Below are 13,206 nucleotides of genomic sequence, written 5' to 3' on the forward strand. Positions count from 1 at the left end.
AGGCCGATCCTGCTCTACTCATTGCCACAAGGGCGACAAGGCCGTTGGAATAACGCAGAGTTACGATTTCCGGGGGGAAGTATGAAAACCAGGCGTCCACTTCTAGTGATGGCAGCCATCTGTGTTGGTCTCGCATCCTGCCAACCGAGTCCGGACGGGCTTTCGGACGCGGACGTGAGCGCGATACGCGCTTCATCGGCCGAATGGGTGGCGACCTATAACAAGAACGACTGGACGGCATTGGCCGAACTGTTTGCGCCGGACGCGTCCATGATGCCGCCCAACAGCCCCGAAGCCGTCGGTCGCGACGCGATCGCCGCCTGGGAAGCCGCGTCCGAGGAGGGTTTCCGGATTGCGCTGGATGTCCAACAGATCGATGGGCGCGGCGACATGGCCGTCGTGAGGGGCCGATCCTGCGTCTTTATCCCGAAAGAGTCGGGCGGTTACGGCGTGGACGTCGGAAAATTCCTCGAGGTCCGCAGGAAGCAGGCGGCCGGAAATTGGCTGATTGTTTCGGACATTTTCAATTCGGACCTCGCGCTGGGCTCCGAACTCCAGGACGCGTGCCCTTTCGCTGAGCTTGGCTGATACCCGGCAGGGTTCCTCTGGCTCATCCCCGCCTGAGCGGGGATGAGCCAGAGGGAAGTCTGGCTTACGCCGGGCGTTCTTCCAGCCGCTTGTCGAGATAGGCCCCGACGCGGCGGTCGACGGCGGGGATATGGTCCTGCCAGAAATGGCTCGCGCCCTCTTCCAGCTCATAGTCGATGACGATGCCCTTCTGGGTGCGCAGCTTGTTGACCACACGCTCGACCTCGACCGGGGGCACCACGGTGTCGGCGGTGCCGTGCAGGAACAGGCCCGAGGCCGGGCAGGGGGCCAGGAAGCTGAAGTCGTACATGTTCGAGGGCGGCGACACCGAGATGAAGCCGTCCGTCTCGGGCCGGCGCATCAGCAGCTGCATGCCGATATAGGCCCCGAACTGATAGCCGGCGACCCAGGTCTGGGTCGCGGCCGGGTTGTTCGACTGCAGCCAGTCCAGCGCGGTGGCGGCGTCGGCCAGCTCGCCGATGCCGGAATCGAACTCGCCCTGCGACTTGCCCACGCCGCGGCTGTTGTAGCGCAGCGTCGCGAAGCCGCGCTTCTGGAACAGCTGGTACAGGGTGACTGTCACCGGGTTGTTCATATGCCCGCCCGCCTTGGGGTGGGGGTGCAGGATCAGGGCGATGGGCGCGTTGGGGCGCTTGCCGGGGGAATAGCGGCCTTCGATACGGCCGGAGGCGCCGGGCAGGATGACTTCAGGCATGGGGGCTCGAAAAATCCGTTCAACAATCATTTCGCAGCTGCGTAATACTTGACCGCGCTAGTAGGACTTTCTATGTCCAGCAGGCGCGCTGCAGCCTTCGTGAAGGCGCGGGTTCTAACACAACAGCCCCGAAATGCGCGCGATTTTTGAAGGTGGACCATGCGTCTGTCGACCAAGGGACGATATGCGGTGATGGCGATGGCCGATCTGGCCCGGAACGGGACCGATCGCGCGGTGTCGTTGTCGGAGATCGCCACGCGTCAGGAGATCTCGCTCAGCTACCTCGAGCAGCTGTTCGCACGGCTGCGCAAAAGCGGGCTGGTCAACAGCGTGCGCGGTCCCGGCGGCGGCTATCGCCTGGCCAAGGGCGCGCATGAGACCGTGGTGGCCGAGATCGTCTTTGCCGTCGACGAACCGATCCGGGCGACCCGCTGTACCGGCAATACCGCGCCGCGCGGCTGCATGCTGGCCGGAGAACGCTGCATCACCCACAATCTGTGGGCCGATCTGGGCGACGAAATTCACCGCTTTTTGGCGCAGGTGTCGCTGGAAGATGTGGTGCTGAACAGAACGGGCGCGCGACGGCGTGCGGCCGATGACGACAATATTGGAGCGGCGGCGTGAGCGCGATCTATCTTGACTACAACGCGTCCGGCCTCGTCCGCCCCGAGGTCCAGGCCATCATGGCCGCGGCGCTGGCCGACAACGGCAATCCCAATGCGGTCCACGCCGCCGGGCGCCGTGCCCGGGCGCGGATCGAGACGGCCCGGGCCCATGTGGCCGCGCTGGTCGGCGTCGATCCGACGGCCGTGGTGTTTTCCTCGGGCGGGACCGAGTCCAATGGTCAGGCCCTGGTCAGCGCCCTGGCCGCCGGTTGCGAGCGGCTGATCGTCAGCGCCACCGAACATCCGTGCGTGTCCGAGACGGCCCTGACCTTCGGTCATCCGGTCGAATGCCTGCCGGTCGACGACCAGGGGGTGATCGATCTGGTCTGGCTGGCCGAGGCCCTGCAGCGGCCCGGCCGCGCCGTGGTCGCCGTCCACCACGCCAATAACGAGACCGGGGTGGTCCAGCCGGTCGCCGAGGCCGCGCGTCTGGTCCATGCGGCCGGGGGCTGGATGCATGTCGACGCCATCCAGTCGGCGGGCAAGATCCCGGTCGACATGGCAGCGCTGGAGGCTGACACCCTGACCCTGTCCGGCCACAAGCTGGGCGGACCGCAGGGCGTCGGGGCCTTGATCTCACGCGAGGGGCTGCCGGTCGTGCGGATGGTGCACGGCTCCAGCCAGGAACGCGGTCTGCGCGCCGGCACCGAGAATACCCCGGGCATCGCCGGCTTCGGCGAATCGGCGGTCTGCGCCCTGCGCGACCTGCCGGAATGCCTGAGCCACGCCGTCTGGCGCGATGACGCCGCCGCCGCCGTCACCGCCGCCGGGGCTACGGTGTTGGGCGAGAAGGCCGAGCGCCTGCCCAACACATTGTTCATGGCCGTGCCCGACTGGGACAGCCCGCAGCAGCTGATCACCCTCGACCTGCAGGGGGTGATGGTCTCGGCCGGATCGGCCTGTTCGTCGGGCAAGACCAAGCCGTCCAAGGCCGTCTCGGCCATGGGCCTGCATCATCTGGAAACCGGCGGCGTGCGCGTCTCCGGCGGCTGGGGCACGACCCGGGCCGACTGGATCCGTTTCGCCGACCTGTGGGTCTCCGCCTATGCCCGGCACTGCGCCCGGGCGACCGAACGTGCGAAGGAAACCGCCTGAGTCATGGCCGCTGTTCAGAAAACCATCGACGCTGTCGCCGCGCTGGAGAAGTACGAGCACGGCTTTACCTCGGACATCGAGACGGAATACGCGCCGCGTGGGCTGAGCGCCGACATCGTCCGCTTCATCTCCGAGAAGAAGGGCGAGCCGGAATGGATGCTGGAATGGCGTCTGGCCGCCTATGAGCGCTGGCTGGCGATGGATGAGCCGACCTGGTCGTCGGTGAAATACACGCCGGTCGATTATCAGAGCCTGTTCTTCTACGCGGCGCCCAAGGAGAAGCCGACGCTGAAGTCGCTGGACGAGGTCGATCCGGAAATCCTGGCCGTCTACGCCAAGCTGGGCATCCCGCTGAAGGAGCAGGAGGTTCTGGCCGGGGTCGAGGGCGCGCCGCGCTATGCCGTCGACGCGGTGTTCGACAGCGTCAGCGTGGTCACCACCTTCAAGGCCGAGCTGGCCAAGGTCGGCATCATCTTCATGCCGATCAGCGAGGCGCTGCGCGAATACCCCGATCTGGTGCGCCAGTATCTGGGCTCGGTCGTGCCGGTGTCGGACAACTATTTCGCGGCGCTGAACAGTGCGGTGTTTTCGGACGGGTCGTTCGTCTACATCCCGCCGGGCGTGCGCTGCCCGATGGAGCTGTCGACCTATTTCCGCATCAATGCGTCACAGACCGGCCAGTTCGAACGCACCCTGATCATCGCCGACAAGGGCAGTTATTGTTCGTATCTGGAGGGCTGCACCGCCCCGATGCGCGACGAGAACCAGCTGCATGCGGCGGTGGTCGAACTGGTGGCGCTGGACGACGCCGAGATCAAATATTCGACGGTGCAGAACTGGTATCCCGGCGATGCCGAGGGCAAGGGCGGCATCTATAATTTCGTCACCAAGCGGGCCGACTGCCGCGGTGACCGCTCGAAGGTCAGCTGGACCCAGGTCGAGACCGGTTCGGCGGTGACGTGGAAGTATCCGTCCTGCATCCTCAAGGGCGAGGAGAGCTCGGGTGAGTTCTATTCGATCGCCATCACCAACGGACATCAGCAGGCCGACACCGGCACCAAGATGATCCATCTGGGCAAGAATTCGAAGAGCCGGATCATCGCCAAGGCGGTCTCGGCGGGTCAATCGGATTCGACCTATCGGGGGCTGGTCTCGGTGCATCCGAAGGCGACCGGGGTGCGCAATTTCACCCAGTGCGACAGCCTGCTGATCGGCAAGGACTGCGGCTCGCACACCATCCCCTATATCGAGGCCCGCAACGGCTCGGCCCATCTGGAGCACGAGGCGACGACGACCCGCCTGTCCGACGACCAGCTGTTCTACGCCCAGCAGCGCGGCCTGACCGAGGAAGAGGCCGTGGCCCTGCTGGTCAACGGCTTCGTCCGCGACGTGATGCAGAAACTGCCGATGGAGTTCGCCGTCGAGGCCCAGAAGCTGGTGGCGATCAGTCTCGAGGGATCGGTGGGATGACCGATGATCGAGCGCGCAACCGCCTCAATGCAGGAGAAGGTCTGATGGAGACGATTTCCGTTCCGTTCCAGTCGGATGCGGCCGACCGCCTCAAGCGCGCGGCGGCGGAAATCGGCATGCCGCTCGAGGTGTTCATCGCCTCGGCAGCCGAGCAGTTCGTCACCGACAACGAGGCCCGTCTGGGCGATCCGCTTTCGCCCGAACAGGTGGCGGCGATCGAACGCGGGCTGGCTGACGTCACGGCCGGTCGGACATCTTCCCACGCCGAGGTTTTTGAGGAGTTGAAAGTCCGCTTCGCGCGATGAGACAGGTGCGATGGTCAACGGAGGCTCGGAACGCCCAGCGAGACTGGCTCGATCATCTTGAGACCATCGATCCACGCCTGACCGATCGCGCCCTGGTGGAAAGCGAAGCGCTTTCGATCAGTACCGGCAAGCGACCCTACAGCTTTCGCCCCTCTCGCTGGGGCGGACTGCGGGAAGCGAGCCTTATCCGGTGGCACAAGGTCGTTGTCTTTCACGTGACGAAGGACGCGGTCGCCATCATCGCCTTCTACGACGCGCGGCAGGATCTGAGCCGCGTTCACCCCACGCCAGAGTCCAGTTGAATGCTCACCATCCAGAACCTCCACGTCACCATAGGTGACACCCCCATCCTCAACGGCCTGACGCTCGACGTTCCCGCCGGGGAGGTCCACGCCATCATGGGGCCGAACGGGGCCGGCAAGTCGACGCTGGGCTATGCCGTGGCCGGACGGCCCGGCTATGGCGCGACCGACGGGTCGGTCAGCTGGAAGGGCGAGGATCTGCTGGCGCTGGATCCGGCGGAACGGGCGGCCCACGGCGTGTTCCTGTCGTTTCAGTATCCGATCGAGATTCCGGGCGTCCCGGCGCTGACGTTTGTGCGCACGGCGCTGAATGCCCAGAAGCGCGCCCGGGGAGAGGACGAGGTTTCGGCCCCGGCCTTCCTGAAGCAGGTCAAGGCGGCGGCGGCGGCGCTGAAAATGGATTTCGACATGCTGAAGCGGCCGCTCAACGTCGGCTTCTCGGGCGGTGAGAAGAAGCGGATGGAGATCCTGCAGATGGCGCTGCTGGAGCCGTCGCTGCTGATCCTCGACGAGACCGATTCCGGGCTCGACATCGACGCCCTGCGCATCGTCGCGGACGGGGTCAACGCCATGCGGTCGCCGGACCGGGCCATGCTGATCATCACCCACTACCAGCGCCTGCTCGACTACATCAAACCCGACCGGGTGCATGTGCTGGTCGCCGGTCGCATCGTCGCTTCGGGCGGTCCCGAGATGGCGCATCAGCTTGAGGCGGAAGGCTACGATCAGTACCTTCCGGCGGCGGCGTGAACGCGCCCGTCCGTATCGATCTGAACGACGCCACGAGCTTCCCGTCGCGTCGGGTCGAGACGTGGAAATACACCGACCTGAAGCGCTGGCTGCGCGATGCGCCGCCGCCGTCACCGCCGGGTGTGGTCGACGGGGGCGGGCCCTTCTTCGCCCTGGGCGGGGACGGGGTGGTGTTCGCCAACGGCCGCGCCGTCGGGGCCGACGCCTATGTCGGTCGGGGCGAGAAGACCCTGCGTCTGCGCTTCGTGTCGGATGCGGTCGAGACCGGCCATACGACCACCGTCCGCATCGCGGCCCAGCCTGACGCCGACCTGCTGATCCTCGAGAGCCATGAGGGCCGGGGCTCGGCCTATGCCGCGCATAACCGCCTGACCATCGACGTCGCCGCCCGGGCCAGGGTGACCCGCATCGTCCTGGTCGATGAGCCCGAGGACGCCGTCTCGATCACCGAGGCCACGGTCAATGTCGGGCAGGGGGGTGTCTATCGCCAGACCGTCCTGACCACCGGTGCGCGGTTGCAGCGGCTGGAGACCCGGGTGGACCACGCCGGTCACGGGGCCGATGTGCGGATGGACAGCGTGTATCTGTTGTCCGGCAGTCGCCACGCCGACCAGACCACTGTGGTCGACCATGTCGGCCCCGACGGCCTGACCTCACAACTGACCAAGGGGGTGGTGCGCGACACCGCCCGTGGCGTGTTCCAGGGCCAGATCATCGTCGAGCGCGGGGCCGACGGCACCGACGCCCGCATGGGCCATCACGCCCTGATCCTCGGCGAACGGGCCGAGGTCGATGCCAAGCCGGAACTGCAGATCTATGCCGATGACGTGCAGTGCGCCCACGGCAATACGGTCGGCAATCTGGACGAGGCGGCCCTGTTCTATCTGCAGCAGCGCGGTCTCCCGCTGGACGAGGCCCGCGCCCTGCTGACCGAGGCCTTCCTGCGCGAAGTGACCGACCGGATCGAGCCTGAGGCGGTGCGAGGTTTGGTTAATCAATGGTTGACGGAGCGGCTGTGATGGACGGTTCCGTGCCGCCGCGCTTTGATGTGAACGCCGCCCGGGCTCAGTTCCCGATCCTGTCGCGTCAGGTCAACGGCAAGCCGCTGGTCTATCTGGACTCCGCCGCCTCGGCCCAGAAGCCGCGCGCGGTAATCGCCGCCATGACCGGTCTGATGGAAGCCCACTACGCCAACGTCCATCGCGGCCTGCACACCCTGGCCAACGAGACCACAGAGGCGTTCGAGGCCGCGCGCGAGACCGTCGCCCGGTTCCTGAACGCCGAGAGTGCCGACCAGATTGTCTGGACCAAGGGCGGCACCGAGGCGATCAATCTGGTCGCGGCCGGTCTTGGTCAGTCGATCAAGCCGGGCGACGAGATCGTGGTCACCCAGATGGAGCATCACGCCAATATCGTGCCGTGGCACATGCTGCGCGAGCGTTTCGGGGCGGTGCTGAAATGGGCCCCGGTGCTGGACGACGGGTCGCTGGACATGGACGCTCTCGCAGGCCTGATCGGGCCGCGCACGCGACTGGTGGCGGTCACCCATATGTCGAACGTGCTGGGCACGGTGAATGACGTGCGCGCTATCGCCGATCTGGCGCATGCGGCCGGGGCGCTGGTGCTGGTCGACGGTTGCCAGGGGGCGGTGCACTGCATGCCCGACGTTCAGGCGCTGGACGCCGACTTCTATGTGTTCACCGGCCACAAGCTGTACGGCCCCACCGGTATCGGCGGCCTGTACGGCAAACGCGCCGCGCTGGAGGCTCTGCCGCCGTATCAGGGCGGGGGCGAGATGATCGGCATCGTCGAACAGGACCGGGTCACCTATGCCGGGGTGCCGCACCGGTTCGAGGCCGGCACCCCGCCGATCATCGAGGCCATCGGTCTGGGCGCGGCGCTGGACTGGCTGTCCGGCTTCGATCGCGCCGCCATCGCCGCCCAAGAAGCGGCGCTGTATGACCACGCCCGCGACCGGCTGGCCGAATTCGACTGGCTGCGTATCCTCGGCACTGCAGAAGGGAAGGGGGCTATCCTGACCTTCACCGTGGCCGACGCCCACGCCCATGACATCGCGCAGATCATGGATCGCTACGGCGTGGCGGTGCGGGCCGGACTGCACTGCGCCGAGCCGCTGGCGAAACGATTTGGGGTGAGTTCAAGCGCCCGGGCCAGTTTCGCCCTATATAATACGACGGAGGACGCCGATGCCTTCGTCGATGCGCTGATCAGGGCGCGCGAGTTTTTTGTATGACGGATAAGATGGACGACGGAACCCTTACCACCAGCAGCGGCACCTTCGCCGAGACCTGGGACGAACCGGCAAAGAGCGCGATCTCGCAGGCCGAGCTCGACAAGCTGACGGACGACCTGATCACCGCGCTCAAGACCGTGTTCGATCCGGAGATCCCGGTCGACATCTATGAGCTGGGCCTGATCTACAAGGTCGACGTTTCCGACGACAAGGAAGTCCTGATCGACATGACCCTGACGGCCCCGGGCTGCCCGGTCGCCGGCGAGATGCCGGGCTGGGTCGAGGATGCGGTGATGACGGTGCCGGGCATCAAGTCGGCCCACGCCAGCCTGGTGTTTGACCCGCCGTGGGATCCGTCCAAGATGAGTGACGAGGCCAAGCTGGCCCTGAACATGTTCTGAGGATCAATCATTGACTGCACTACAGACCACGACCCGTCCGCGTCGACCCCGTCCCAAGGCTGTGACCTTGACGGATGCCGCCGCCGCACGCGTGCGTGAGATCATGGAGCGGGCCGAAACGCCGCGCGTCGGCCTGCGCGTCGGGGTCAAGAACGGCGGCTGTGCCGGGCAGGAATACACCTTCGCCTATGCAGACACGATCGAGCCGCTGGACGAGGTGGTCGAGGACAAGGGCGTCACCATCCTGATCGACCCCAAGGCCATCCTGTTCCTGATCGGCTCCGAGATTGATTTCGAGACCTCGACCCTGTCGTCCAAATTCGTGTTTCGCAATCCGAACCAGACCGACGCCTGTGGCTGCGGCGAGAGCGTCACCATCATCCCGGCCTCGGCGCTCGAGGACTGAGCGATGGCCTATGACCCGGCCTTCGGTGACTGGGTGCGGGAGCATTTCTCCGCCCTGGGGCCACTGGAGATCAAGCCGATGTTCGGCGCGGGCAGCGTCTATGCCAACGGGCTGATCTGGGCCCTGCTGGACGACGGCGTGGTCTGGCTGAAGGCCGATGACGACAACGAACCGGCCCTGCGTGCGGCCGGCGCGCGCCAGTTCACCTATTCGGCCAAGGACGGACGGTCGATGGCCATGGGCTACTGGAGCCTGCCGGACAGCGCCGCGGACGACACCGATGAGGCTGTGCGCTGGGCCCGGGCGGCGATGGCGGCGGCGGTGCGCAAGGCGGCGAATAAGAAGCCCCGCAAGCTGAAAGCCTAGAGCGAAGGGACCGCTTCGTTCGGACCGGTCACCCGCACCGCGGGGGTCACCGGCCGGCCAGTCGCCTCGGCGATCAGTTCAGCGGTGCGATCCTCAACCGCCGCTTCCAGCCGGGCCAGAAACTCGCCCTTGTCGAGGCCGGTGGGGATGGGCGGCAGGAACTCCAGCGTCGCCCGGCCGGGGGTCTTGCGATAGGCCTCCTGCGGCCAGAACAGGCCCAGGTTGCTGGCCAGCGGCACCACCGGCATGTCGAAGTCGCGGTACATGTGCCAGACGCCGGACCGATAACGGAATTTCTCACCGACCTTGGCCAGGCTGCCTTCGGGATAGATCAGGATGCGGCGGCCCCTGGCGTGGGCGTCGGCGGCGCGGGCCGCCAGCGCCTGACGCGCGTCATGGCCGCCGCAATTGTTGACGACGATCGCGCCCAGCTTGCGCAGCACCGTGCCCAGCAGCGGAAATCGCTCCAGATGGTCGCCGGTGACGAAGGCCAGGTCATCGAACTGGTCATAGGTGGCGAAGCCGTCGCCCCACGACTGGTGTTTCGATGCGATGACGAAGGCCCCGGCCGGCAGATGTTCGCGTCCGCGGACCTCGATATGGATACCGGCGAAGATCCGCATCGCCTGCACCATGCGGCGCACATAGCGGCGGATGATCCAGCCGGTCGCGGTCTGGCTGGGGGTCAGGGCTGCCAGGGCCGCCGCGCCCGCATAGGTGACGGACAGGATCCAGTAGGAGACGCTGAAGGTGAAGCTTCGCATTACCGGACTATGCCACCACAGGCCGCGGATGCATCAGCAAATCATCCCGCCGAAGATCAGGCGGCGGCCTGTTGCGGATCGTTGGCCCGGGTCGTCATGTCGCGACCGCCGCGCTTGGACTCATAGAGGGCGGCGTCGGCCCGTTCGAGCAGGGAGGTGGCGGTTTCGGACGGTCGACGTTCGGCGAAACCGATCGAGATGGTCACGGCCCCCAGGTCATCATCGGTCGAGCGTCGGCGCAACGAACGCGAGCGGATTTCCTTGCGGATGCATTCCAGCGCGGCCATCACCGCCGTCGTTTTCTCGGCCGGGAAGATTACCGCGAACTCCTCGCCGCCGTAGCGGGCGGCAAAGCGCGGCTCGGACGATATCCGCGCCAGCACACTGGCGACATAGCGCAGCACCTGATCGCCGGTCTGGTGGCCCCAAGTGTCGTTGAAACGCTTGAAATGGTCGATGTCGAGCACGGCCAGGGCCAGCGGCGTCGAATTCGCCTCGGCCGCTTCTGTGGCGCTGTCGAGCTGGATGTCGAAAGCCTTGCGGTTGGCCAGGTTGGTCAGGGCATCGGTCATGGCGTCGCGGCGCACCTGTTCGAGGTGTTCGCGCAGCCGGGCGACTTCCTGGGTCGAGTTGTCCAGCCGCTGTTCGAGGCTGGCGTTTTCAGCCTGGACCTGGTGGGTCGCGGCCGTCAGGCCGGTGACCAGAACCTTGAGTTGTTCCGGATCGTCGGCACTTTCGATATTGGCCGAAGCCTCGGCCAGGGTGGCGCCGAAGGCGACATTGCTGCTGTGGGCTTCGGAGATCGCCTCGGCGACGCTGGTCAACTCGCGGTCGAGCACGCGTCCGGCGTCACGGATTTCCTCGGACAGACGACCGCGCGGCAGGTATTCGGCGGCCAGCATGTCGGCGGTCGCTTCGCTGATCGGTTCGCGCGTATCCAGCAGGCGCTGGATCTCGCGCCCCAGGGCCCCGTCGGGTTCGCTGAGATAGTACAGCCAGAGCTCGAAATTGACCGGTGTCGGCCAGACCTCGGCGGCTTCCATCGCCTCAATGACGCGACGCGCCAGCGAGTAGGAGTCCGGTCCCCGAAGCGTGGTTTCTACCTGTGCAGCCATTCTTAGCCCCCACGGACCGCCGGAGGTCCTTGATGCGGAAAGACTAGGCCCGGCTTCCGTAACGTCGAGTTAAACCGACGGCAAAATAGAGACGGTCAGTTGGTTTCAACCCTTGAGGGTCGCGGGCCGGCGCAGGAAGGCGGGAACGTCGGACTCACCGAAGGCCTTGCCGGTGGCGGCGGACACCGGTTCGGCGGCCTCGGCTCCGGCACGGCGATCGACCTGGCGCAGCCGCGGTTCCTGAACCGGTCGTGCGTTGGGGGCGTCCGGTGTCACCGGTGCGGCTTCGACCGGCGCAGCCCGTTCGGGCCTGGCGGCCCGGCTACGTGTGCGTGTGCGTGTGCGTTCAGGCGCAGCAGACGCGGTCGGTGCGACAGGGACCTCGGCCGCGGGGGCTTCGGCCGGTGTCGGACGCGCGGTGCCGGGGGCGCTTTTGGGTGTGCGACGGCTGCGGGCGCGGCGCGGTGCGTCCTCGGTACCGGTGTCGGATACAGGCGTGACCGGCTCGGCCGCGACCTTGGCGACCGGTGCTTCAACGAGGGGGGCGTCAGCGGCCTTGGCGCGCGGGGCGCGGCCGCCCCGGCTTTCACTGCGGCTCTCGGCAGCGGGTTCGCTGCGACCCCGGCCGGACCGGCCTTCGTCGCGGCGCGGCGCGCTGCTCTTGCCAGTGCCGAAATTGAGATCCAGCACCAGTTCTTCCGGGTCCATCTTGATCAGCTTCAGGACCTTATCCAGCGACTTGTCGTCGCCCGGGGTCACGATCATGAAGGTCTGACCCTTCTTGCCGGCCCGGCCGGTACGACCGATGCGGTGCACATAGTCGTCGGCATGGTGCGAGACGTCGTAGTTGAACACGTGGCTGACGTCGGGGATGTCGAGGCCGCGCGCGGCCACATCCGAGGCGACCAGCAGCTTCAGTTCGCCGGAGCGGAAAGCCGCCAGGGTCTTGGTCCGCAGCGACTGGTCGAGATCACCGTGGATCGGCGCGGCGTCGAAGCCATGCTGCTTGAGCGACTTGGCGACGACATCGACCTCGGACTTGCGATTGCAGAAGACGATGCCGTTGCGAACATCGTCCCGGCCGATCAGGGCCCGCAGCGCCGCGCGCTTGGTCTTGGGGTCGCTGTTGGGGACGCGCACCAGATACTGGGCGATGGTCTCGGCGGTCATGGCCGGACGCGAGGCCTCGATGCGGGTCGGATCCTTGAGGAACTGCGTGGTCAGCCGGGTGATCTCGGGCGGCATGGTGGCCGAGAAGAACAGCGTCTGACGCTTGGGCGGGGTCAGTTTGAAGATGCGCTCGATGTCGGGGATGAAGCCCATGTCCAGCATGCGGTCGGCTTCGTCGACGACCATGATCTCGACGCCCGTCAACAGCATCTTGCCGCGTTCGAACAGGTCCAGAAGCCGGCCGGGCGTGGCGATCAGAACGTCGACACCCTTGTTCAGGGCCGCGACCTGCTCGCCCATGGAGACGCCGCCGATCAGCAGCACCCAGTTCAGCTTGGTGCCCTTGGCGTATTTCTCGAAGCTGGAGGCGACCTGGTCGGCCAGTTCCCGGGTCGGGGCCAGTACCAGCGCCCGCGGCATCCGCGCCCGGGCCCGGCCCTTGGCCAGGCGGTCGATCAGGGGCAGGGTGAAGGCTGCCGTCTTGCCGGTGCCGGTCTGGGCGATGCCCAGCACGTCGCGTCCGGCCAGGGCGACCGGAATGGCCTGCTCCTGAATGGGGGTGGCTGTGGTGTAGCCGGTATCAGCGACCGCTTTTAGGGTCGTGGGCGAGAGGCCCAGTTGATTAAATTCTGTCATGGATCCTTGGGAACAATAGGCGCCCCTCGCTAGGGGACGACGGCAAATGCACGGAACCGCCCCTCGATGGGCGAGCGGGCGGCGCGGATTCGCCAGACCTGTTCCGGATGGCAGCGGTATAGAAGACCCCGCGCCTGAGTCAAGTTTTCCGCCCCGGTCACGGTCTCGGCAAGTCGCTTGGCATTTCCTAACAGATCGTTAATG

At 66.4% G+C, this 13,206-nt stretch carries 16 protein-coding genes; 12 read left to right on the forward strand and 4 right to left on the reverse strand.

Annotated elements, in window-relative coordinates; translation table 11 throughout:
• The first annotated feature begins 174 nt into the window (after positions 1-174).
• Positions 175-588: an SgcJ/EcaC family oxidoreductase gene (locus AAC067_RS01130; protein WP_339928708.1), complete on the forward strand. Its 414-nt coding sequence runs from the start codon at positions 175-177 to the stop codon at positions 586-588.
• A gap of 64 nt (positions 589-652) precedes the next feature.
• Here AAC067_RS01130 and AAC067_RS01135 read toward each other — a convergent pair whose 3' ends face one another.
• The gene (locus tag AAC067_RS01135) at positions 653-1,303 is read right to left on the reverse strand and encodes an alpha/beta hydrolase (protein WP_339928710.1); all 651 of its coding nucleotides are present in this window, start codon (positions 1,301-1,303) and stop codon (positions 653-655) included.
• 159 nt (positions 1,304-1,462) lie between these two features.
• On the opposite strand from AAC067_RS01135, the gene AAC067_RS01140 reads away from it, so the two are divergent.
• Genes AAC067_RS01140 through AAC067_RS01190 form a run of 11 tightly spaced genes read left to right on the forward strand, consistent with a single transcriptional unit; the run spans position 1,463 to position 9,317 of the window.
• The gene (locus AAC067_RS01140) at positions 1,463-1,927 is read left to right on the forward strand and encodes an Rrf2 family transcriptional regulator (RefSeq protein WP_339928712.1); all 465 of its coding nucleotides are present in this window, start codon (positions 1,463-1,465) and stop codon (positions 1,925-1,927) included.
• Positions 1,924-3,063, forward strand: coding sequence for a cysteine desulfurase family protein (locus tag AAC067_RS01145; protein ID WP_339928714.1), 1,140 nt, complete (start codon positions 1,924-1,926; stop codon positions 3,061-3,063). The genes AAC067_RS01140 and AAC067_RS01145 overlap by 4 nt, the downstream gene beginning before the upstream one ends.
• A 3-nt stretch (positions 3,064-3,066) precedes the next feature.
• The gene (gene sufB, locus AAC067_RS01150; RefSeq protein ID WP_339928716.1) at positions 3,067-4,533 is read left to right on the forward strand and encodes a Fe-S cluster assembly protein SufB; all 1,467 of its coding nucleotides are present in this window, start codon (positions 3,067-3,069) and stop codon (positions 4,531-4,533) included.
• Positions 4,530-4,838: a hypothetical protein gene (locus AAC067_RS01155; RefSeq protein ID WP_339928718.1), complete on the forward strand. Its 309-nt coding sequence runs from the start codon at positions 4,530-4,532 to the stop codon at positions 4,836-4,838. Before sufB ends, AAC067_RS01155 begins: the two co-directional genes overlap by 4 nt.
• Positions 4,835-5,140, forward strand: coding sequence for a hypothetical protein (locus AAC067_RS01160; protein ID WP_339928720.1), 306 nt, complete (start codon positions 4,835-4,837; stop codon positions 5,138-5,140). Before AAC067_RS01155 ends, AAC067_RS01160 begins: the two co-directional genes overlap by 4 nt.
• A complete protein-coding gene (gene sufC, locus AAC067_RS01165) occupies positions 5,141-5,890 on the forward strand; it encodes a Fe-S cluster assembly ATPase SufC (RefSeq protein WP_339928722.1) in 750 nt (249 codons plus the stop codon). It abuts the gene before it with no gap.
• Positions 5,887-6,909 carry a Fe-S cluster assembly protein SufD gene (sufD, locus tag AAC067_RS01170; RefSeq protein ID WP_339928724.1) on the forward strand — a complete coding sequence of 341 codons (1,023 nt, stop codon included), beginning with the start codon at positions 5,887-5,889 and terminating at the stop codon, positions 6,907-6,909. Before sufC ends, sufD begins: the two co-directional genes overlap by 4 nt.
• Complete coding sequence (locus tag AAC067_RS01175) at positions 6,909-8,144, forward strand: cysteine desulfurase (protein ID WP_339928726.1); 1,236 nt, start codon at positions 6,909-6,911, stop codon at positions 8,142-8,144. Before sufD ends, AAC067_RS01175 begins: the two co-directional genes overlap by 1 nt.
• A gap of 8 nt (positions 8,145-8,152) precedes the next feature.
• Complete coding sequence (locus AAC067_RS01180) at positions 8,153-8,545, forward strand: SUF system Fe-S cluster assembly protein (RefSeq protein ID WP_339928728.1); 393 nt, start codon at positions 8,153-8,155, stop codon at positions 8,543-8,545.
• A 10-nt stretch (positions 8,546-8,555) separates the two neighbouring features.
• Complete coding sequence (locus AAC067_RS01185) at positions 8,556-8,951, forward strand: iron-sulfur cluster assembly accessory protein (RefSeq protein ID WP_339928730.1); 396 nt, start codon at positions 8,556-8,558, stop codon at positions 8,949-8,951.
• Positions 8,952-8,954: 3 nt separating this feature from the next.
• Positions 8,955-9,317, forward strand: coding sequence for a TfoX/Sxy family protein (locus AAC067_RS01190; protein ID WP_339928732.1), 363 nt, complete (start codon positions 8,955-8,957; stop codon positions 9,315-9,317).
• Here the strand turns inward: AAC067_RS01190 and AAC067_RS01195 are convergent.
• The 3 genes from AAC067_RS01195 to AAC067_RS01205 all read right to left on the reverse strand — a co-directional run bounded on the left by AAC067_RS01195 (position 9,314) and on the right by AAC067_RS01205 (position 13,002).
• Positions 9,314-10,081 carry a 1-acyl-sn-glycerol-3-phosphate acyltransferase gene (locus AAC067_RS01195; protein ID WP_339928734.1) on the reverse strand — a complete coding sequence of 256 codons (768 nt, stop codon included), beginning with the start codon at positions 10,079-10,081 and terminating at the stop codon, positions 9,314-9,316. The two genes, AAC067_RS01190 and AAC067_RS01195, sit on opposite strands and share 4 nt — an antisense overlap.
• Before the next feature lie 56 nt (positions 10,082-10,137).
• Positions 10,138-11,196: a GGDEF domain-containing protein gene (locus tag AAC067_RS01200; protein ID WP_339928736.1), complete on the reverse strand. Its 1,059-nt coding sequence runs from the start codon at positions 11,194-11,196 to the stop codon at positions 10,138-10,140.
• Between the two features lie 105 nt (positions 11,197-11,301).
• Positions 11,302-13,002, reverse strand: coding sequence for a DEAD/DEAH box helicase (locus AAC067_RS01205; protein ID WP_339928738.1), 1,701 nt, complete (start codon positions 13,000-13,002; stop codon positions 11,302-11,304).
• Between the last annotated feature and the right edge of the window lie 204 nt (positions 13,003-13,206).

Origin of the sequence: uncultured Brevundimonas sp. (assembly GCF_963977465.1) — a bacterium.
Classification (GTDB): Bacteria; Pseudomonadota; Alphaproteobacteria; order Caulobacterales; family Caulobacteraceae; genus Brevundimonas.

Coding starts and splice junctions, on each gene's coding strand:
- AAC067_RS01195 (WP_339928734.1), bottom strand. CDS start 10,081: ATGCGAAGCTTCACCTTCAGCGTCTCCTACTGGATCCTGTCCGTCACC.
- AAC067_RS01140 (WP_339928712.1), top strand. CDS start 1,463: ATGCGTCTGTCGACCAAGGGACGATATGCGGTGATGGCGATGGCCGAT.
- sufC (WP_339928722.1), top strand. CDS start 5,141: ATGCTCACCATCCAGAACCTCCACGTCACCATAGGTGACACCCCCATC.
- AAC067_RS01160 (WP_339928720.1), top strand. CDS start 4,835: ATGAGACAGGTGCGATGGTCAACGGAGGCTCGGAACGCCCAGCGAGAC.
- AAC067_RS01175 (WP_339928726.1), top strand. CDS start 6,909: ATGGACGGTTCCGTGCCGCCGCGCTTTGATGTGAACGCCGCCCGGGCT.
- AAC067_RS01190 (WP_339928732.1), top strand. CDS start 8,955: ATGGCCTATGACCCGGCCTTCGGTGACTGGGTGCGGGAGCATTTCTCC.
- AAC067_RS01135 (WP_339928710.1), bottom strand. CDS start 1,303: ATGCCTGAAGTCATCCTGCCCGGCGCCTCCGGCCGTATCGAAGGCCGC.
- sufB (WP_339928716.1), top strand. CDS start 3,067: ATGGCCGCTGTTCAGAAAACCATCGACGCTGTCGCCGCGCTGGAGAAG.
- AAC067_RS01155 (WP_339928718.1), top strand. CDS start 4,530: ATGACCGATGATCGAGCGCGCAACCGCCTCAATGCAGGAGAAGGTCTG.
- AAC067_RS01205 (WP_339928738.1), bottom strand. CDS start 13,002: ATGACAGAATTTAATCAACTGGGCCTCTCGCCCACGACCCTAAAAGCG.
- AAC067_RS01180 (WP_339928728.1), top strand. CDS start 8,153: ATGGACGACGGAACCCTTACCACCAGCAGCGGCACCTTCGCCGAGACC.
- AAC067_RS01200 (WP_339928736.1), bottom strand. CDS start 11,196: ATGGCTGCACAGGTAGAAACCACGCTTCGGGGACCGGACTCCTACTCG.